We start from the raw sequence: 20,672 nt of genomic DNA, 5'->3' as shown, positions 1-20,672 counted from the left end.
TTACGGATAATTATTGCTGCGAAATAACTAGAGATAAAGCGAGCAATAAAGAAAAAAGGGGGAACATGGCATGAAGGGTAGTTGGTTAAAATATGCAGTGGCACTATTGAGTGTCGTATTCATCCTTGCTGCATGTGGTGGTGGCGAAACAGATAAAGCAGCCGATACGCCAAATGATGATAATAAAGGGACAGCAACAGAAAAATATAAAGTGGGCATGACGCAAATCGTTGAGCATCCCTCTTTGAATGCAGCTACAGAAGGCTTTAAAAAGGCTTTGGCAGACGCGGGTCTTGACGTTGAGTATGTTGAGAAAAATGCACAGAATGATAACAGTGCCAATACAACGATCGCTAATGATTTAGTCAGTTCAGATGTTGACTTAATTTTTGCTAACTCGACACCGAGTGCGCAAGCAGTTGCAGTTGCAACACAGGAAATTCCGATTGTCTTCACATCAGTGACAGATGCAGTAAGTGCTGAGCTTGTTGCATCCATGGAAAGCCCAGGTGGTAATGTAACAGGGACAATTGATAACCATCCAGAAGCAATTTCAACAACTATGAAGTTTATGAAAGAAGAGTTAGGCGTAAAAAATGTTGGGATGGTTTTTAATGCGGGAGAGCAAAATTCACGTGCTCAAGTAGATGCAGTGAAAGAAATCTTGCAAGATATGGATATGGAAGTGAAGGAGGCGCCTGTTGCAACATCAGCAGACGTTAAGCAAGCAACGGAATCATTGGTTGGGAAAGTAGATGCATTTTATATCATTACGGATAATACAGTTGTATCGGCACTTGAATCAGTTATCGATGTTGCGAATAGCAATCAGATTCCACTGCTCGTTGGTGAATTCGACTCTGTAAAACGCGGTGGTTTAGCTGCATTTGGTTTCGAATATGCTGATATCGGCTATGAAGCAGGTCAAATGGCTGTTAAAATCCTCAAAGGTGAAAGCAAGCCAGCTGATTTACCTGTTCAAATTCCACAAAATTTGAGATTTGTAATGAATAAAGCAACAGCTGAAATACTTGGTCTTGAGATTAAAGACGAATGGAATGCTGAATTTACTGAATAAATAGGAGATGGTTTTGCATGTTTTCAGCTGTTTTTGGATCAGTTGAGCAAGGAATCATCTATGCAATTATGGCACTCGGAGTGTATCTCACATTCCGAGTGTTAGATTTTCCGGACTTAACGGTGGATGGAAGTTTTGTAACTGGAGCGGGTGTTGCGGCCACGATGATTTTCTTTGGCTACCACCCACTACTCGCGACAGCAGTTGCCATTGTGATTGGCTTTATTGCAGGCTGCGTAACGGGGCTCTTGCATACAAAAGGAAAAATTAATCCGCTATTAGCAGGAATCTTGATGATGATTGCCTTGTACTCAATTAACTTAAGAATAATGGGTCTGACGTCAGAAAATTCTGTTGGACGCCCTAATATTCCTTTATTAAATGCGGAAACGCTATTTAGTAAGTTTAATGCTTTTTGGAGTACACTCGGCATTGATGAAGCTATTAATCAATTTTTCGCTATGTTAGGCGTGAAATATTTGCCTTCTACATGGGGAACCTTATTTTTAATGTTAATTGTAACTTTACTTATTAAATTTGTTGTCGATTGGTTTTTACAAACAGAAGTTGGCCTCGCTATACGGGCAACAGGCAATAATAAAAAAATGATTCGTAGTTTTTCCGCGAATACAGATACACTCATTATTCTTGGATTAGGTTTATCAAATGGACTTGTTGCCTTCTCGGGTGCTCTAATTGCCCAATACTCCAAGTTTTCCGATATCGGAATGGGCATTGGGATGATTATCATTGGTTTAGCCTCTGTTATTATTGGAGAAGCCATTTTTGGAACAAAAACCATTGTGCGCACGACGATAGCGGTTGTTGTAGGTGCCATTATTTATAGAATTATTATTGGCTTGGCTCTGCGCGTTGAATTTTTGGATGCGGGTGACATGAAATTGATCACAGCGGTGATTGTTATCCTAGCACTGATATTGCCACAATTCATTGAGAGAAAACGTGAGAAAAATAGAAAAGCAAGACGTCACGCTGAGCGAATAGCGGGTTAATATCTTAAGCTGAAGAAGGAGGGCGATCCCATTGCTGAAACTCCAGCAGATTAATAAAGTATTCAATGAGGCAACGCCTGATGAAAAAATTGCGCTTGATCAAATCAATTTACATTTGAAATCCGGGGATTTTGTGACTGTCATTGGTAGTAACGGCGCAGGAAAATCGACGATGATGAATATGATTTCTGGCGCACTGACACCTGATTTCGGAACCATTGAAATCGATGGAGAAAATGTTGTGAAGCTACCTGAATATAAAAGGTCGATTAAAATTGGACGAGTTTTCCAGGATCCGATGGCCGGAACTGCCCCTGCAATGTCCATTGAGGAAAATTTGGCGATGGCTTATTCTCGTAATCGAAAGCGTGGGTTACGAAAAGGTGTCGATAAGAAACGCCGAGAATTTTTCCGGACTTCACTTGAAACGCTCCATTTGAATTTAGAAAATCGGATGAATGCAAAAGTAGGAATGCTGTCAGGTGGAGAACGCCAGGCGCTTTCATTGCTAATGGCAACGTTCACTCAACCGTCTATCTTATTGCTAGATGAACATACGGCTGCCCTTGATCCGTCGAGAGCAGAATTGATTACGAATTTAACAAAGCAACTCGTTGAAAAGGATCAATTGACAACGTTAATGGTCACGCATAATATGCAGCAGGCGATGGATTTAGGTAACCGACTTATTATGATGGATAAAGGCCAGATTATTTTAGAAGTCGAAGCTGAAGAGAAGAAGCAGTTAACGATTGAAAAGCTAATGGCTGAATTCCAACGCATTCGCGGTGAAAAGCTAAACAGCGACGCGGCGCTACTATCTGTGTGAGATGAAAAGACATGACTTGTTGTGTAGTTGACAACGGGTTATGTCTTTTTTTTGTTGAAGAGGTAACTCAATTTGCCTGGAGGGTAGTCGAATTTGCCAATCTCATCACCTGAGCAACGTTTATCCGGATAACTGATATAATAGGGAGAGATATTATAAAGAAAAAGGTGTTTTATGATGAAGAAGTTTATTATTATCGGGGCTGGGATTTTAGGTGCGTCGACGGCGTATCATTTGGCGAAGGCAGGTGCTGATGTTCAAGTTATTGACCGTAAAGATGAAGGACAAGCTACGGATGCGGCAGCGGGAATTATTTGTCCGTGGCTGTCCCAGCGAAGAAATAAAGCTTGGTATGCGCTAGCCAAGGGGGGAGCTGCCTATTATCAGTCACTTATTATTCAACTTGAAGAAGATGGGGAGATGGATACAGGGTATCGAGCGGTCGGGGCCATTAGTTTGCATACAGATGCCAGTAAACTCGACAAAATGGCAGAGCGTGCAATGATAAAACGACAGGATGCGCCTGAAATAGGTGATATTCGTCAATTGAATGCAATGGATACATCGGCTTGCTTCCCGCCGTTATCTTCAGACTATGCTTCTGTTCATATCGGTGGGGCGGCTCGTGTCAATGGGCGTGATTTACGAGATGCACTTATTCGCGCAGCAACAAAGCATGGTGCTACATTTATGCATGGTTCGGCAACGCTAATTGCAGCAAATAATGAAATAACAGGAGTGCGAGTAGACGAGCAATCATATAGTGCGGATAGTGTTATTGTGACAGCTGGTGCTTGGGCGGCGGAATTATTGGCGCCAATCGGTATTAATTTGCAGATAAGTGCTCAAAAAGCACAAATTGTTCATCTACAATTAGACCATTGGCAGACGAATGAATGGCCTGTCGTTATGCCGCCTTCAGATCAATATATTTTGGCGTTTGACAATGGGAAGGTAGTAATTGGAGCGACACATGAAGATGATGTTCAATTCGATCAGCGTCTAACGGCAGGTGGCTTACATGAAGTGTTGGATAAAGCATTGAAAGTTGCGCCTGGGTTAGCTGATGCTACATTTAGTGAAGCACGCGTGGGCTATCGCCCGTTTACACCTGGCTTTCTGCCGATTATTGGCGAAGTACCAGGAGTGAAAGGTTTACTTTTGGCCAATGGATTAGGAGCGTCAGGCCTAACAGTTGGGCCATTTCTTGGTCAGCAACTTGCACAACTTGCACTAGGTGAACGGGTTGATATTGATCTGGAATTGTATGATGTCGCAGGTGCTATTGTAACTAGCTAACAAATTTACTGGCTTTTCTGATGTATTTATTTCTATTGTGTGAACAAACGAAAAAGCTGATATAATCACGTTTATGTAAGCAATTAGATAATTATTGATGTTTTCAGAACAATGGTTCATTTCCGTAAAGAGTATCCTTTCCTTTTTCAGTACATAAGCTATGTGGAACTTGAAGAATGGAGGGATACGAATGATGGACTTTGTGAATTTACATGCGATTATGGATAATTACCGTAGGCAGACACAACGACGCAGAATGACAAGTGGAGAAAAACGGGCACTTTCATTACGGAAAGAGGACCAACGACTGAACGGGCAAAAGTCCTGACAGTCGTTGTTTTTTATGTTGTCTAGCATTTTTGGAAAAGCTGAAGAAATTGATATGAGGCATATAATTAAAATTATTCATACATACTAACCAAATGGTGTTTGAAAACCTGGCTAACTCGTGTTAATTATTTTGTTGCAATCGATTAAACATTTGTTTATAATGTAAACAAGAGTTTAACGAGATTCAGCAGAAGTAGTTTCTGTTGCTATTAAGTGAGTGGATGAATGCGAAAACGCATATAAGCCAAAGAGGCACAAAAACCCTGCTGATTCAACATTTGAACTCAATTATGCCGAGGTGTAATTGATAAAGGGGTGATGGTATTGAGCGAAAAGGAAGCGGCAATTGTTGAGCTTCTTCGAAAAAATCCATTTTTGACCCAACAGGATATGGCTGATCAGCTAGCTATGTCACGGCCGGCGCTTGCCAATCTTATTTCAGGATTGACAAGGCGCGGCGTGATTACCGGGCGTGCTTATATTTTATCTGAGGACAATGAAGTGGTTTGTATCGGCGGAGCGAATGTCGATCGGAAATTCCATCTAAAGGATGCTACACAGTTAGGCACTTCAAATCCATCATCTATGTCTGTAGCTGTCGGGGGAGTTGCTCGCAATATTGCAGATAATCTCGGGCGGCTCGATCATTCGGTCCGATTATTAACGGTTGCAGCTAATGACGCGGATTGGCAGTTGATTGAACAAGAGTCGGCAGACTATATGGATGTGAAGTCGGTTGGATTATTGCCGGGGCATTCTACAGGCTCTTATTCGGCGGTGCTTAGTCCGGACGGGGAATTGGTTGTTGCGATGGCGAATATGGATGTCTACGAAGCGTTGTCGGTTGACTATATCGAAAGCAATGATCGATTGATTGCCAATGCTGCATTAGTAGTGATGGATTTGAATTGTCCAAAAGAAACAGTAGAATTTGTCAAAAGTCGTGCAGTATTACATGGTAGAGGCTTAGCCATTGTCCCTGTTTCCTCTCCGAAAATGACGCGAATGCCAGATAATCTGGAAGGTGTTACTTGGTTCATCTGCAATCAGGATGAGGCTGAAGCTTATACAGGACAGTTAATTCAAACTGAAGCCGATTGGGAAAGTGCGGTGCGTAAATTGTTCGAAGTGGGTGCAGAGAACGTTGTCGTAACAGCTGGTTCCAAGGGTGTCATGGCCGGAAAACGTGGCGGAGAAGTAAAACGTTATACAGCGATGGCTGGTGTATCGGTGGAAGATGTTACTGGAGCGGGCGATGCATTTGTTTCGGGTGTTTTGCACGGGCATTTAGAAGGTATGGATACAAGTGAGGCGATTCACTGCGGATTGGTCAATGCCGCAAAAACGCTTGAATCATCGTATACAGTACGACCGGAATTATCAAAAGCGCAGCTTACAATCGAATTGGAGGAATACTAATGGAAAAATATTTATCTTACTCAGCAGAAGTACAAGAAGCAATGGCACAAGGAAAGCCGGTTGTTGCACTTGAATCGACAATCATTTCACACGGTATGCCGTACCCGCAAAACGTTAAAACAGCACGTGAAGTGGAACAAATTATCCGTGATAACGGTGCAGTTCCTGCAACAATCGCAATTATCGACGGAATGATTAAAATCGGTCTTTCTGATGAAGAGCTTGAAATGTTCGGAAATAGTCAAGGTGTGGCGAAAGTTTCACGCCGTGATATCGGTTACTTAATCGCGACGAAGCAATTAGGCGCGACGACAGTTGCTGCAACAATGATCTGTGCAGAACTTGCGGGTATTCATATCTTCGTAACGGGCGGTATTGGTGGCGTTCACCGTGGAGCGGAAACAACGATGGATATTTCTGCTGACTTGGATGAGCTTGCACAAACAAATGTGGCGGTCGTCTGTGCAGGTGCGAAATCAATCCTCGACATCGGACTGACGCTTGAATACTTGGAAACAAAAGGTGTACCGGTTGTCGGCTATGGAACAGATAAAATGCCAGCATTCTATACGCCATCAAGTGAATTCGGCTTGAGCTTACGTGCAGATAATGTTACTACGGTTGCAGATATGCTTCGTGCGAAATGGGAGCTTGGCTTGCAAGGTGGAGCTGTAATTGCCAACCCAATCCCAGAGGCAGATGCAATGGAAGAAAGCTTCATTAACGGCATTATTAAAACGGCATTAGACGAAGCAAACGCAAAAGGCATTGCTGGTAAAGATGTAACGCCGTTCATGCTTGGTAAAGTGAAGGAACTAACAGATGGTACGAGCCTGGATGCTAACATCGCTTTAGTGAAAAACAACGCTGTGATTGGTGCGCAAATCGCAGTTGCATTTAACGGAAAATAAAATCATAAAGGAATCGTCGTTTCTTCAAATGAAGAACGACGATTTTTTCTATTTTCGGGTTATGGGGGATATTTGCACATTAGCCATTGTATTCACAATAAAAGGTGCTTAAATCTGAAATAGTTCAGATTTAAGCACCTTTTATTTGCGCGAAACGCATTGATAAAGATGAGAAACTATGGTAAATTAGTATAGAAACTCATTATTTTTATATAAGTATATAATTAACCTAATTATATTATATAGTATAAAGTCTCTTTGGTCAACACTTATTTTAATAAAGGAGTGTTTTGTATGAATATGGAAATCAAGCGGGAGCAACAACGAGTGAACGAAGTAATGGAGATAATTACAGAGCAGGCGAGTAAGCTGGAGGATGAAACCGGTCGGAGGCGTAAAGAAGTAGTTGATTTTCGTAAACACTTTTGGGATGACGTCAAGATTAACACGGATACTTTTGATGATTATTTGGAAACAATCATTGGCTTGAGACAACAAAGTCAAACGATGGCGGTAAATGAAAGTACACATCGACAAGCTTCCAAGCGCTTGTCAGAGTTACGCCGTATGCAGGAGGTACCTTATTTTGGTCGGATTGATGTACTCGAAGAGGGAGGGCCTGCCGCGGAACGTATTTACATCGGTGTCTCTACGCTCATGGATGAAACTGGAGAGGACTTCCTCATCTATGATTGGCGTGCACCGATTTCAAGTGTCTACTATGATTATGGGCCGGGTCCGGTTGAATATTCGACACCCGGAGGAATGATTTGTGGATTGTTGGAGAAAAAGTGGCAATATATGATCCGTGGTGGTCGGATTGAATCGATGTTCGATACGAGCCTCACCATTGGAGATGAGATTTTGCAGCAGGTACTTGGCAAAGGAACAAACAAATATTTGAACAGTATAGTGGCCACCATACAACAGGAGCAAAATCGAATTATACGGCATGATCATGGACGTCTATTGATTGTTCAAGGGGTAGCTGGCAGTGGTAAAACATCAGCTGCTCTGCAACGGATAGCTTACTTGCTCTACAAGTATCGAGATCGTCTGAAAGCCGATCAAATCATTCTATTTTCGCCTAATGCGATGTTTAACAGTTACGTATCCACAGTATTGCCCGAGCTTGGGGAAGAAAATATGCAACAAGTTACATTTCAAGAGTACTTGAACCATCGACTAAGTGGGGCATTTCAAGTCGAAAATGTATACGAGCAACTGGAATTTGTCTTAACTGCATATGAAGATGCCTCCTATAATACTAGGGTTGAAAGCATTCGGTTTAAGGCGTCTCCTCGTTTTTTTGAGTCTATTCAAACATATAGACAATCGCTAGAGCAGTCCGGCATGGTCTTTAAGGGGATTAAATTTAGAGGGGAACCCATTGTCTCTGCTAAACAAATGACGGAAAGATTTTATAGTGAAGATACGTCAGTTCGCTTTTATAACAGAATTGAGAGGTTAACGGAGTGGCTAAACGCCCGAATTGATGAAGTAGAGATGCGAGAACTGACTAAGCCTTGGGTGCAGGATGAAATCGAGCTTCTCAGTGATGAAGATTATCGGAAGATTCGCAGCCAATTGGAGAAAAAACACAATCACAAGGAAGAGGCATTTGATAATTATGAGGATGAGGTCGAAGTACTTAGCCGATTAATTGTTCGTAAAAAACTAAGAAGCCTCCGTAAACGGATTCAGGCGCTTCAATTTATCAACATGAAGGGGATATACAAGCAGCTTTTCGCCAATCCAATGCTGATGGAATCATGGATGGAGGGGAATACACCTGACAATTGGGCAGATATTTGCCAGTTGTCTGTGAGAATGCTGAACGAAGGCAAACTGTTTTACGAGGATGCTACTCCATTTTTACTTTTGCAAGAGCTAATTCATGGCTTTCAGATGAACAGCTCTATCAAACATTTACTTGTAGATGAAGCGCAAGATTATTCTTCGTTTCAATTCGAGTTTTTAAAGCGGTTATTTCCTGCGGCAAAGATGACTGTCCTAGGTGATTTTAATCAGGCGATATTTGCACATGCCAGCGAAGCGGTCGATTTCCATACGCTTACTAGCTTATATGGACCCGAAGAAACGGAAGGAATCACTTTGACTCGAAGTTACAGATCCACAAAACCTATTGTCGAATTTACACGAGGACTCATCCCTAACGGTGAGCAGATTACAGCTTTTGAACGCGACGGTGAGAAGCCTGTTCTGACGCAATTGGCGAATCACGCCGAACTGCACCGCTGTATCGCTTCTAAGATCTCAGACTTGAGGAAGCAGAGCTATCATACGATTGCGATTATATGTAAATCTGCGGCTGAGAGTACTGTGGCATATGAAGCGCTAAGTGGCATTGAAGAAATTAAGCTTGTGAAAAGTGGTTCAATTGAATATGAGCAAGGCGTTGTTGTCATACCTGCGTACTTAGCGAAAGGAATCGAATTCGACGCCGTTATTATTTATGACGCATCGGAACAGGTATATAGTGATGACAGCCTTAGAAGATTGTTCTATACCGCCTGTACCCGAGCTATGCACTACTTGCAGCTTTACAGTGTAGGCGAACCGAGCCCTTTTTTGCTTGATATTGCGCCAGAGAGTGTAGTGAAGAATTAAGCAAGGGTGTCCGGAACCGGTAAAAAGCAAAAAGTTGATCTCTATCGTCACGCCGGACTAACCGTCACGCCAATAGTAGATCAACTTTTTTATAAAGAGGATTATCACCAAAATGCCTCCTCTTTAGCTATAATGAAAGTATAATTTATGAAACCCATTTCAGAGCAAGCGGAAAAATTAAAACTTTTAAAAATATGTTTTTATTGGGGCGAGGTGAGGATAGAGATGACGAATATTAAAGATTTGGCAAAGATTGCTGAGGTATCAGTAACAACTGTTTCCCGGGTGTTAAACAATCATCCCTATGTAAGTGAGGAAAAAAGGAATGCTGTATTAAAGGCTATAAAAGTTACTAATTACAATAGGAATATCAATGCCGTCCATCTGAGTAGAGGGAAAACGAAGCTGATAGGTGTTGTTCTCCCGTTTTCCGATCATCCTTATTTTTCCTTGTTATTGAAGGGGATTGCCAAGCAAGCATTAGTCAATAACTATTATTTAGTTTTATTCCAAACCGATTATATGGAAAAAAAAGAAATGGATGCATTACAAATGCTAAAAGAAAAGCAAATTGATGGGCTGATTATTTGTTCGAGAACCTGTGATATGGAATTAATAGAAGAGCATCAGCAGTATGGTCCAATCGTCTTATCTGAAGACGTGAAAGGGAAAACAATTTCGACTACCTTTGTCAATCACTACGAAATATTTTTCAATGCATTGGAGTATTTGTATCGGAAAGGTCATAGGAAAATTGGCTATTCTGTTGGCAGAAGCTCAGGACCGAGTAGTTTTAATAGAGAGCTAGCTTATAGGGAGTTCCATGAGAAATACGGTTTGCCCTATGTCCCGGAATATATGATTGACGAGTGCTTCTATTTTGAGGATGGCGAAAAAGTCATTAATAAAGTGAAAAAAATGGCTATACCACCGACGGCTTTGCTAGTAACAGGTGACCAAGTTGCAGCCGGTATCGTAATTTGCTGTCAACAACAGCAAATAGCAATACCAAACGATCTAGCTATATGTAGTTTTGACAATCAACCTATAGCGAAGATGATGAACATTACAACAATCGAAATTCCTGTTATAGAAATGGGAAGTGACCTTTTCCACCAGGCAATCAATAAAGAAATATCCAATAAGGAAATAGCCGTGAAATTGATTGAGAGAGGGACTGTATAATTAGAGGTACCATCGAGGTGATGAAGAGTAATACTGTTATCAGTGCTCGAATTGTAATAGCATTTATTCAAACTTCTTGTAGCATAGATGCTAGTCATTTTGTTGTCTGCTATCTACTTGTTTGGTAACCTGTAGCTAGTGAATAGAGAAGGGGTCAAACTAAATTGAAGTTAATTTCTTGGAATGTCAATGGCTTACGAGCTTGTGTACGTAAAGGGTTTTTAGACTATTTTAATGAAGTCAACGCGGATGTTTTCTGTGTGCAGGAGACGAAGTTGCAGGAAGGTCAAATCGATTTGCAGTTGGATGGTTATCATCAGTATTGGAATTATGCTGTTAAAAAAGGTTATTCAGGGACGGCCGTGTTTACAAAAGAGCAACCGCTATCTGTGAAATACGGTGTGGGAGATGCAGACGTGGAAGCCGAAGGACGGATTCTCACATTAGAATTTGAGCAATTTTACTTAGTAAACGTTTACGCACCTAACGCCCAGCGTGACTTGGCGCGATTGCCTTTTCGCCTTGAGTGGGAAGAGGCCATGCGGGCATACTTGAAGGAACTTGATCAGCATAAGCCGGTTATTTTATGTGGCGATCTGAATGTAGCGCACGAAGAGATTGATATTCGCAATGTTAAATCGAATATCGGTAATTCAGGATTTACTTTTGAAGAGCGGGGCAAGATGACGGTGTTGTTAGCAGAAGGATTTGTTGACACGTTCAGGTATTTTCATCCTACTCAAGGAGACGCCTATACGTGGTGGTCGTATATGAATAAAGTGCGGGAGCGTAATATTGGCTGGCGTATTGATTATTTCATCGCATCGAATCGTCTGGAACCTTTACTAAAAGATGCAACTATTCATCCACATATTATGGGTAGTGATCATTGCCCGATTGTTTTGGAAGTTCAATTATAAGGAGGTCTAACATGATTGCTACTATTGAACAGTATGAGCAAGGATACGTTGCTTGTAGTGAACGCCATATTAAGCATTCCGCGCAAGAAGTTTGGGCAATGCTGACGGATAATGCAAAATTGGACAAGTGGTTTGAAGAGCTGCGTGTCGGAGAACTTCGTGAAGGTGGATTTATGAAGTTCGACATGTCAGAAGGAAAGTTTGAAGAATTGGAGATATTAGCGTACGCTGTGCACGCAATTTTAGAATTTGATTGGTTTGGCGATAGGGTTCGGTTTGAACTACAGCCAGAGCAGGAAGGCTGTTTGTTAATTTTTAAAGAGTATTTTAGCGTAATCACTGATCAAACCATCAAAGACTTGGCGGGGTGGCATGTTTGTTTGAATGTGATTGAGTCATTGCTCAAAAATGAGCCCATTCATTCCAGAGTAGATGACTGGCAGGAGTGGCACCAGCAATATGAACAAATCATGCAGCCGTTGAAAATAACTGATTGAGTATCATGTATTAAAGAGAGCTTCCAATTCGGAAGCTCTTTTTAATGCTATTGTTTACAAATCTGATGATGCTACTTGCTTTCCGGTGATAGTACAAAGACGTTTTTTCCAGCTTTCATTCCAGCGAGTAAGACAACGATAGATGCTACGATGAGAATGAGCATAGGCATTGTCCAACCCGCCGTAAAGTCGTGCAATAAGCCAAACAATACAGGTCCGACAGCGGCGAGTGCGTAGCCGAAGGACTGTGCCATGCCTGACAAATTAGCCGCTTCCTGCGCTGTCCGTGTGCGCAATGTGAAGAACATCATCGCCAGTCCAAATGCCGCCCCACCCGCCAAGCCAATCATAATCATCCATAATGCGGTGAGGGAAGTGATATTTAATAGAACACCACCATACCCGAGGATATATAAAGTGGTGACGCCAACGACAATCATGCGCTGATCTTTCACTTTTCCAGCAATGATAGGAATAATAAACGTAATAGGAAGCTGAGAAAATTGCAGTAGGGAGACTAGCCAGCCAGCACTATCTGCACTAATGCCTTGTGCTTTTAATACTTCAGGTAGCCAGGCCGAAGTTGTATAAAAAAGTAGCGATTGGAAGCCCATGAACAAAGTGACACTCCAGGCAAGGGGAGAGCGCCATAAAGGAATTTTTTCCTTTGCTACTTCGGGTACAGCTGCCAAGCGTTTGTTTTTTAATTGCGGTAGCCAAACCAACAAAGCAATGAGTGCTAGCATCGACCACATTCCTAATGCACCTTGCCAACCAAATGATGTTTGAGCGAGTGGCACACTGACGCCGATTGCAATCGAGGCCGAGAGATTCATAGATACGGAATAAATACCTGTCATCAGCCCGATTTGCAATGGGAAACTGAGCTTTATTAAACTAGGCAAAAGCACATTTCCAAAGGCGATGGCTAGTCCAAGTAGAAACGTTCCGATGAGTAAAGTGGGTACTGTTCCTAGCGAGCGAATAATAATCCCTGCTGTCAATAAAATAAGCGAACAGAATAAAGTGAGCTCCATCCCAAAGCGTCGTGCTAGCCTTGGTGCAAACGGTGAAATGATCGCAAATGCTAGTAAGGGGATTGTTGTCAAGAATCCTGCTAAGACATTCGAAATCCCCAGGCTATCCCTAATGGAAGAAATGAGGGGGCCAACAGTTGTTAACGGTGAGCGAAGCGTCAGTGCGATAAACACAATCCCGATTAGTAGAAACCAAGTATTGCGTGTGAATTTTAATCTTCTAGATACATGCTGAGTAGTCAAAATAAGTCCTCCAAAATATAGTTATATCCTTAACCATAACATACTCGCTCTAACATGCTTATTCATTGAATTGAAGGAATCATTATTTAATTTTTATGAGCATCGAAACATGCTATACTATTACCATTCTAATAAAATTCACTCGTATAATAGCAGGAATATGGCCTGCGAGTTTCTACCGATTTGCCGTAAACAAATCGACTATGGGCGGCAACGGATTGACAGGAGTCTATCTCCTGTTCTTTCCCATTCGACAAATAAGCTCGAATGACATTGCTCCACTCATGGTATGAATGGATGCACGGTCATAGGGCTTATTTTTTTGGTCCTTGATTGTGAAAATAACAGGGAGGAATAACAGCATGAAGTTGCTACAAGAGAAAATTGTACAGGATGGTAAAGTATTATCGGATCAAGTTTTAAAAGTGGATACGTTTTTGAATCATCAAATTGACCCGCCGCTTATGCAGGCGATTGGCGAGGAGTTTGCAGCACGATTCAAAGATGCTGGTATTACAAAAATTTTAACAATCGAATCGTCTGGCATTGCGCCTGCAATGATGGCAGGACTTGTATTAGGTGTTTCTGTTATTTTTGCTAGAAAGCGCAAGTCGTTGACGTTAATCGACCATTTATATACAGCAAGTGTTCATTCATTTACCAAAAAAGAGACGAACGAAATTTCAGTTTCGAAGGATTTTATTACAAGTGAAGATACAGTACTGCTGATTGATGATTTTTTGGCGAATGGACAGGCTGTTCTTGGTTTGCTCGATATCATTGAGCAGGCAGAGGCAAAGCTTGCAGGTGTCGGCATTGTGATCGAGAAAGGCTTCCAGCCTGGTGGTTCACTAATCCGCGAACGTGGTATCCGTGTGGAGTCATTAGCGATTATTGCTTCACTTGAAAACGGACAAGTAACGTTTACTGAGGAGGATGAACTTCAGTGAATAATCCCATTAAGGCCACGGCATTAGGCCTCCAACATGTATTAGCGATGTATGCGGGGGCAGTCCTCGTACCGCTCATTGTAGGTGCAGAACTTGGCCTCACATCGACACAATTGACGTATCTTGTATCCATCGATATTTTAATGTGTGGGGTTGCTACGATTTTACAAATTATGAATAATCGTTTCTTTGGTATCGGATTACCTGTAGTTTTAGGCTGTACGTTTACAGCAGTAGGGCCAATGATTGCTATTGGTGGCGAATTTGGTATTACCGCAATCTATGGGGCTATCATTGTGTCTGGGCTGTTCGTCATTGTCATTAGTCGATTTTTTGGTAAGCTTGTACGGTTTTTCCCGCCTGTTGTCACAGGTTCTGTCGTGACGATTATCGGAATTACATTGATCCCTGTTGCGATTAATAATATGGGCGGCGGACAGGGTGCGAGTGATTTCGGCTCGATGGCGAATGTGTCATTATCATTCGGAACATTGTTATTCATCATTTTGGTCTATAAATTTTCTACGGGCTTCATGCGCGCGATTTCTATCTTACTAGGGTTAGTTGCAGGAACGGTTGCTGCGACATTTATGGGGATGGTAGATTTCACAGCTGTTCGGGATGCATCGTATATTCATATGGTAGAGCCATTTTACTTCGGTCTACCGACGTTCGAGTGGTCGGCCATCGTGACGATGATTTTAGTCGCTATGGTTTCATTGGTCGAATCAACAGGTGTGTACTTTGCGCTAGGGGATATTTGTGAACGAGATATTAAAAAGGAAGATCTTGAAAAAGGGTATCGTGCAGAAGGAATTGCCGTCTTGCTCGGTGGGATTTTCAATGCCTTTCCTTATACAACGTTCTCGCAAAATGTCGGCTTGCTGCAAATGTCAGGTGTCAGATCACGAAAAATCATTTTAATTACGGGTATCATGCTTATTACAATGGGGTTTGTTCCAAAAATTGCTGCGCTGACAACCATTATTCCAGTCGCTGTTCTAGGTGGGGCGATGCTTGCCATGTTTGGAATGGTTGTAGCACAAGGTATTAAAATGTTAAGCAAAGTGATTGGCGATTCGCAGGACAACTCTATGATTATTGCTTGTTCAATTGGGCTTGGACTTGGTGTAACAGTTGCACCTGAACTATTCGCACAATTTCCTTCGGGCCTCCGTATTTTAACGAGCAATGGCATCGTCGCGGGAAGTGTAACGGCGATTGCTTTGAATATTTTATTTAATATGATTCCTTCAAGAAAGAAAAACTTGGTGTAATTAATTCTCCTCCAGTCTACAAAATAGATTGGAGGATTTTTTTGAAAGAGCGAAATCTGGAAATTTGGGTGTTAAATGACAAGTTGAAACGTAACCGTATACTATGGAATTGTAGTATGTGAAAACTTAACTAGACATATGGTGCTGGATATGCAAGGATATACATCATAAAGTGGAAACAATAGCATCTAGAGGAGATTTAATTATGAAGAATCAAAAAGGCGTATTGGCTATCTTGCTGATGAATTTGTTCATCGCATTTCTTGGCATTGGACTCGTTATCCCAGTGTTACCAACGATTATGAACGAGTTGAATATTTCTGGTGCAGTGGTCGGGTATATGGTGGCAGCATTTGCGATTACTCAGCTAATCTTCTCTCCGTTTGCAGGCCGATGGGCAGATAAATACGGACGGAAAATTATGATTGTTCTTGGTTTATTTGTCTTTGGTTTTTCAGAGTTTTTATTTGGAATTGGAAAAACTGTTGAAGTACTATTTATCTCGCGTATGCTTGGTGGAGTGAGTGCTGCTTTCATCATGCCTGCGGTGGCAGCATTTATAGCAGATATTACAACGACTAGTACAAGATCGAAAGCGCTAGGTTATATGTCTGCGGCGATTAGCACAGGCTTTATTATTGGGCCAGGGATTGGTGGATTTTTAGCCGAAATAGGCACGCGTGTCCCTTTTTATTCCGCGGGGATATTAGGAGTGTTTGCCGCGATTTTGTCACTTATCCTCTTAACAGAGCCTGAGCGCGTAGCTGAAGAAGCACCGACACTTGGGCAAGTAACTGGGATTCGTCGTATTTTCATTCCTATGTATTTCATTGCATTTATTTTAATATTCGTATCAACATTTGGGCTAGCCGCATTTGAATCACTCTTTAGCCTATTCGTTGACCACAAGTTTGGCTTTACACCAAAAGATATTGCCATCGTTATTACAGGTAGTGGCATCGTGGGTGCAATTGCGCAGGTTGTATTGTTTGACCGTCTATCAAGACGTATGGGTGAAATCAATTTGATACGCTACAGTTTAGCAATTTCGGCTGTACTTGTTTTGTTGATGACCTTTGTCAGTTCTTATATATCTATTTTACTCACTACATTTGTCCTGTTTATCGGGTTTGACTTGATGCGACCAGCGATTACTTCTTACTTATCAAAAATTGCGGGCAACGAACAAGGCTTTGTCGGTGGCATGAACTCAACTTTCACTAGTATCGGTAATATTTTCGGCCCAATTATAGGTGGTGTACTTTTCGATATTAACCTAAATTATCCATACTATTTTGCGGCGATTGTTTTATTTATCGGTACGATTATTGCACTATTTTGGAAAAAGCCGAGTCATGTAACGTTATTTGCGCGAGAAACTGACTGAAAGATCAAGCATCTTCACTAGACACCACATACTGCATCATGCGAGGATAGCTAGATATCGTATAAGTAAAGGGGATCTGATTTTATGTATAAATTAGTTGCGATTGACCTTGATGGAACATTACTCACGGACGAGCTGATCATTACGCCTAGAACGATTCAAGCAATACAAAAAGCAGTAGAATTAGGGACTGTTGTGACGATTGCAACAGGCCGTATGTATCCTTCAGCCAAACAGTTTGCGCAGCAACTAGGCATCAATGTGCCGGTTATTACTTATCAGGGAGCAATCATTAAGGAAATTGCGAGTAATGAAGTGCTCTATGAACGTCTCATTCCGGCGGATATTGCACAACAGTTGGTGGATATTGCGAATGAAAAAGATTTGCATTTACAAGTTTACCAGGATGATATTCTGTATGGGGCATCAGAAAGTGACAAGCTTATTGCTTATTCTAAAAAGTCTAAGGTCCCTTATAAGGTGGAACCGGATCTCGGAAAGCTTGCCAACCGAGGATTTACGAAAGCGCTCTTTATTGAAGCTTCAGATGACCTCGATCACTTACAAGATGAATTGCGTGAGTTGTTTGGTGAGAGAGCACATATCTCTAAATCTGCTGTGAATTATCTTGAGGTGACACACCCAGAAGCGAACAAAGGAAGTGCTCTACTGCATTTGGCGAGCAAGCTGGGTATTGATCGTTCAGAAACGATTGGGATAGGCGATAATCACAATGATATTGAGCTCATTCAAACGGCTGGTTTAGGTGTTGCGATGGGCAATGCTGTCCAAGCAGTGAAGGACATCGCCGATTATACTTCGTTGACGAATAATGAAGAGGGCGTTTGTCATGCGATTGAAAAGTTTGTATTAGAACCGATGGGCGCTATAATTGAATAAAGTGAAAATAGGCATACAAAAACGCACAGTCAAATGACAATCTGTGCGTTTTTTGTATGTAAATTAAAGACGGTGCTCCCTGTATGTGTGGAACTGTGAAATACCCCTTAACCGAGTAATCTCCTCATCCGTCACTTGTTTCTCATATGCGATCACCGAATCAAGCAATTGCTCTGTTGTGCGTGCACCAACGAGGGCAGATGCGACTGTTTGATCATGAAGAACATAAGCGATGGCTGCTGCGTGCAGGTCTGCTGATTGTTCACTTAGTGTTTGGACTGTACGTGTCAGTCCGGCAGCATCATAGTCAACGAAGCCGTTTGCTTGTTCTGCTCTTGCCAAACCTTCTGCGGTCAAAAAGCCTTTAGCAATTGTTCCCCTTGTGACAACAGACGCGCCAGCTTCATGAATCATCGGGAACCATTCTTCTGGTCTGCGGTCGAGTAAACTATATTGCATCATAACTGAAATGGCAGTGCTTTTATCCAAGAATCTTTTTATGACGGTTGGACGGATCGAGGAAATGCCATATTGTCGGATGAGTCCTTCTTTTTTTAAGCTATCGAATGCATCGATTGTTTCATCGACATTGTCTTCCATTATCCCACCGTGGAGCTGATATAAGTCGATATAATCTGTTTCGAGGCGAAGCAAACTCTTTTTAATAGCTTCTGTTATATGCGCTTTGGAAGCGTCCCACGTCCAGCCCTTGCCGTCGGGATTCATTTTATTACCGGCTTTTGTAGCTAGGATAATATCTTGACGTCTTCCTTTTATTGCGTGACCAACAAGCTCTTCATTGCGACCACCCTCATACAAATCGGCTGTATCGAAATAATTGATGCCGGCATGGATTGCAGCGTCGATGATGTTTTTGGATTCCCCTAGATTATTTGGTAACGACATACAGCCCAATCCGATTTCAGACACATACAGACCACTCTTGCCTAGATCTCTTTTCTTCATAATCATGCACCCCCTGTTTTATCCATGGTACAATGTCGGCATTAGAAATTCTAGAAGAAGGGATTGACTAGCATGAATAAATACGAAGAAAAAACGCTGTCAGGTGAAACTTTGTACGAAGGAAAAGTTATTACACTACGTGTGGAAGAGGTGGAATTACCGGATGGCAATCGAGCAAAACGTGAATTAATCAAACATCCAGGGGCAGTTGCGGTTATTGCGATTACTAGGGAAGGAAAATTAGTACTTGTTGAGCAATATCGCAAAGCGTTGGAGCGCTCGCTCATTGAAATACCAGCAGGGAAAATTGACCCGGGAGAGGCTCCAGAAATAACAGCAGTCCGTGAACTGGAAGAGGAGACGGGATATGGTGCAAAGGAATTTAGTTATATTCAATCGTTTGCGACGTCACCAGGCTTCGCAGATGAAATCATTCATCTGTATTTGGCGCGTGATCTGTATAAAATCGACAGTCCTGCGGCGGGCGATGAGGATGAGTTCATAGAATTGTCGGAAGTAACGATTGAGCAGGCGGAGGATATGGTTGCGACGGGTAAAATATTCGATGCAAAAACAGCTTTTGCTGTACTCTATGCAAAAAAACTTCTAGCAAAGTGACCTAATTTTGAACGGACAAGCATATGTTGGACCAATCGAGCTTTTTAGGACAGTTGGATCTTACTTCGGTAAGCAATTATCCGTGAAAGCAGGACAAACTATGCGGAGGTGCAGCCTATGGTCCGTTCCTTATCGTTCATCCACTTATTTATTATTTTGGCGGTCGGTTATATTGGTGGGGCATTATTGTATCGCGACATGCCTACGGTTGCGATTGAAAGAGTGATTGCGCTTTATGATGTCCGTGTCGTCGGAGGACATGAGGCAGGTTATAGTAGACCTATAGGTACAGTGGCTCTGTTTTTCATCGTAACGTTTGCGATAGCGTCGTTCAGTAAAACGCGCTTTCTTGTACTGTTTTTAGGAGCAGTGAAATGCGTGTTTTTCGGTTTATCATCTTCCTATCTTCTCGGTTCGGGTGCAAAAATGATGGCCTATTCGATTTGGTGGTTTCCGTTTCAGTTCATCGGTTGCTTTCTATTTCTTATGTACTGTGCAATTCTAACTCCCCCCTACTTCATGAATACGACACTAGGGAAAAGGCGCAATATGCGTGCATTGCCAACAATAATTGGTCTATCGGTAGCCGTGCTCGCCATTGAAATTATTGTCTTTCAATTCATTCTTCTATAAAGAATAATTGTCCTCACTGCCCCAACCGTTTCCTTTATGTTGTCAGAAGGAAAGCCCATTTGGTATAATGGAAGCAGTTTGAGGGGGGCGTCGTATGGAGAGCCGAATCGATCGGATAAAAAAACAATTGCATGGGGCAAGTTACAAGTTAACGCCCCAGCGTGAAGCGACGGTTTTGGTCCTCCTTGAACATGAGGAAGACCATCTAAGTGCCGAAGATGTATTTTTACTAGTCAAAGAGAAAGCACCCGAAATTGGGCTAGCTACTGTATATCGTACGCTTGAGTTGCTAACAGATCTTAAAGTAGTCGATAAAATCAATTTTGGTGACGGGGTATCGAGATATGATTTGCGGCAGGAAGGTGCTGCCCATTTCCATCATCACCTCATTTGCATCGAATGTGGTACAGTGGACGAAATTCAGGAAGATCTTCTCGGCGATGTCGAAAAGATTGTTGAAAGCCGTTTTCAATTTGCCATTAAAGATCATTGGTTAACGTTTCATGGTGTTTGTAAAAGATGTACATCGGATGTAGATGATAGTGAAGT

20 protein-coding genes and 1 riboswitch are annotated in these 20,672 nt (G+C 42.0%); of the genes, 18 read left to right on the top strand and 2 right to left on the bottom strand.

Annotation, left to right across the window (positions count from 1 at the left end):
• The first annotated feature begins 70 nt into the window (after positions 1-70).
• The 11 genes from R2B77_RS08075 (at position 71) to R2B77_RS08025 (ending at position 12,112) form a co-directional block, all read left to right on the top strand.
• Positions 71-1,078 (top strand): ABC transporter substrate binding protein, encoded by a 1,008-nt coding sequence (locus R2B77_RS08075; protein ID WP_203246395.1) that lies wholly within the window; start codon positions 71-73, stop codon positions 1,076-1,078.
• 17 nt (positions 1,079-1,095) lie between these two features.
• A complete protein-coding gene (locus R2B77_RS08070; RefSeq protein WP_203246396.1) occupies positions 1,096-2,091 on the top strand; it encodes an ABC transporter permease in 996 nt (331 codons plus the stop codon).
• 31 nt (positions 2,092-2,122) lie between these two features.
• Entirely contained in the window at positions 2,123-2,920 is a 798-nt protein-coding gene (locus tag R2B77_RS08065) for an ABC transporter ATP-binding protein (RefSeq protein ID WP_203246397.1), read from the top strand.
• Positions 2,921-3,097: 177 nt separating this feature from the next.
• Positions 3,098-4,219, top strand: coding sequence for an NAD(P)/FAD-dependent oxidoreductase (locus R2B77_RS08060; RefSeq protein ID WP_203246398.1), 1,122 nt, complete (start codon positions 3,098-3,100; stop codon positions 4,217-4,219).
• A gap of 190 nt (positions 4,220-4,409) precedes the next feature.
• The gene (locus R2B77_RS08055; RefSeq protein ID WP_203246399.1) at positions 4,410-4,547 is read left to right on the top strand and encodes a hypothetical protein; all 138 of its coding nucleotides are present in this window, start codon (positions 4,410-4,412) and stop codon (positions 4,545-4,547) included.
• A gap of 326 nt (positions 4,548-4,873) precedes the next feature.
• Positions 4,874-5,968 carry a PfkB family carbohydrate kinase gene (locus R2B77_RS08050; RefSeq protein ID WP_203246400.1) on the top strand — a complete coding sequence of 365 codons (1,095 nt, stop codon included), beginning with the start codon at positions 4,874-4,876 and terminating at the stop codon, positions 5,966-5,968.
• Positions 5,968-6,879 carry a pseudouridine-5'-phosphate glycosidase gene (locus R2B77_RS08045; RefSeq protein WP_203246401.1) on the top strand — a complete coding sequence of 304 codons (912 nt, stop codon included), beginning with the start codon at positions 5,968-5,970 and terminating at the stop codon, positions 6,877-6,879. The genes R2B77_RS08050 and R2B77_RS08045 overlap by 1 nt, the downstream gene beginning before the upstream one ends.
• A gap of 294 nt (positions 6,880-7,173) precedes the next feature.
• Positions 7,174-9,510: an RNA polymerase recycling motor HelD gene (helD, locus tag R2B77_RS08040; protein WP_203246402.1), complete on the top strand. Its 2,337-nt coding sequence runs from the start codon at positions 7,174-7,176 to the stop codon at positions 9,508-9,510.
• 225 nt (positions 9,511-9,735) lie between these two features.
• Positions 9,736-10,695: a LacI family DNA-binding transcriptional regulator gene (locus R2B77_RS08035; protein ID WP_203246403.1), complete on the top strand. Its 960-nt coding sequence runs from the start codon at positions 9,736-9,738 to the stop codon at positions 10,693-10,695.
• A 164-nt stretch (positions 10,696-10,859) separates the two neighbouring features.
• Entirely contained in the window at positions 10,860-11,615 is a 756-nt protein-coding gene (locus R2B77_RS08030; protein ID WP_203246404.1) for an exodeoxyribonuclease III, read from the top strand.
• Between the two features lie 11 nt (positions 11,616-11,626).
• Positions 11,627-12,112 carry an SRPBCC family protein gene (locus R2B77_RS08025; protein ID WP_203246405.1) on the top strand — a complete coding sequence of 162 codons (486 nt, stop codon included), beginning with the start codon at positions 11,627-11,629 and terminating at the stop codon, positions 12,110-12,112.
• Positions 12,113-12,183: 71 nt separating this feature from the next.
• Here the strand turns inward: R2B77_RS08025 and R2B77_RS08020 are convergent, their stop codons facing one another.
• Entirely contained in the window at positions 12,184-13,392 is a 1,209-nt protein-coding gene (locus R2B77_RS08020; protein ID WP_203246406.1) for a CynX/NimT family MFS transporter, read from the bottom strand.
• A gap of 122 nt (positions 13,393-13,514) precedes the next feature.
• Positions 13,515-13,616, top strand: a riboswitch (purine riboswitch).
• Positions 13,617-13,754: 138 nt separating this feature from the next.
• On the opposite strand from R2B77_RS08020, the gene R2B77_RS08015 reads away from it, so the two are divergent.
• The 4 genes from R2B77_RS08015 to R2B77_RS08000 all read left to right on the top strand — a co-directional run bounded on the left by R2B77_RS08015 (position 13,755) and on the right by R2B77_RS08000 (position 17,906).
• Entirely contained in the window at positions 13,755-14,342 is a 588-nt protein-coding gene (locus R2B77_RS08015; RefSeq protein WP_203246407.1) for a xanthine phosphoribosyltransferase, read from the top strand.
• 8 nt (positions 14,343-14,350) lie between these two features.
• Entirely contained in the window at positions 14,351-15,619 is a 1,269-nt protein-coding gene (locus R2B77_RS08010; protein WP_203246591.1) for a nucleobase:cation symporter-2 family protein, read from the top strand.
• A 205-nt stretch (positions 15,620-15,824) separates the two neighbouring features.
• The gene (gene norA, locus R2B77_RS08005) at positions 15,825-17,006 is read left to right on the top strand and encodes a multidrug efflux MFS transporter NorA (RefSeq protein WP_203246408.1); all 1,182 of its coding nucleotides are present in this window, start codon (positions 15,825-15,827) and stop codon (positions 17,004-17,006) included.
• 84 nt (positions 17,007-17,090) lie between these two features.
• Positions 17,091-17,906 carry a Cof-type HAD-IIB family hydrolase gene (locus R2B77_RS08000; RefSeq protein ID WP_203246409.1) on the top strand — a complete coding sequence of 272 codons (816 nt, stop codon included), beginning with the start codon at positions 17,091-17,093 and terminating at the stop codon, positions 17,904-17,906.
• Positions 17,907-17,969: 63 nt separating this feature from the next.
• On the opposite strand, the gene R2B77_RS07995 is transcribed toward R2B77_RS08000, so the two are convergent.
• On the bottom strand, positions 17,970-18,872 hold the full coding sequence (locus tag R2B77_RS07995) for an aldo/keto reductase (RefSeq protein ID WP_203246410.1): 903 nt from the start codon (positions 18,870-18,872) through the stop codon (positions 17,970-17,972).
• A 72-nt stretch (positions 18,873-18,944) separates the two neighbouring features.
• Between R2B77_RS07995 and R2B77_RS07990 the strand changes: the two genes are divergently transcribed.
• From R2B77_RS07990 to fur, 3 genes are all read left to right on the top strand, one after another.
• The gene (locus R2B77_RS07990) at positions 18,945-19,490 is read left to right on the top strand and encodes an NUDIX hydrolase (RefSeq protein WP_203246411.1); all 546 of its coding nucleotides are present in this window, start codon (positions 18,945-18,947) and stop codon (positions 19,488-19,490) included.
• Positions 19,491-19,607: 117 nt separating this feature from the next.
• Positions 19,608-20,123, top strand: coding sequence for a hypothetical protein (locus R2B77_RS07985; protein ID WP_203246412.1), 516 nt, complete (start codon positions 19,608-19,610; stop codon positions 20,121-20,123).
• 94 nt (positions 20,124-20,217) lie between these two features.
• Positions 20,218-20,672, top strand: a 455-nt coding sequence (gene fur / locus R2B77_RS07980; protein WP_203246413.1) for a ferric iron uptake transcriptional regulator, incomplete at its 3' end; no start/stop codon positions are given.

It is taken from the genome of Sporosarcina beigongshangi (assembly GCF_033485195.1).
Classification (GTDB): domain Bacteria; phylum Bacillota; class Bacilli; order Bacillales_A; family Planococcaceae; genus Sporosarcina; species Sporosarcina beigongshangi.
This window is presented reverse-complemented; position numbering and strand designations above follow the sequence as displayed.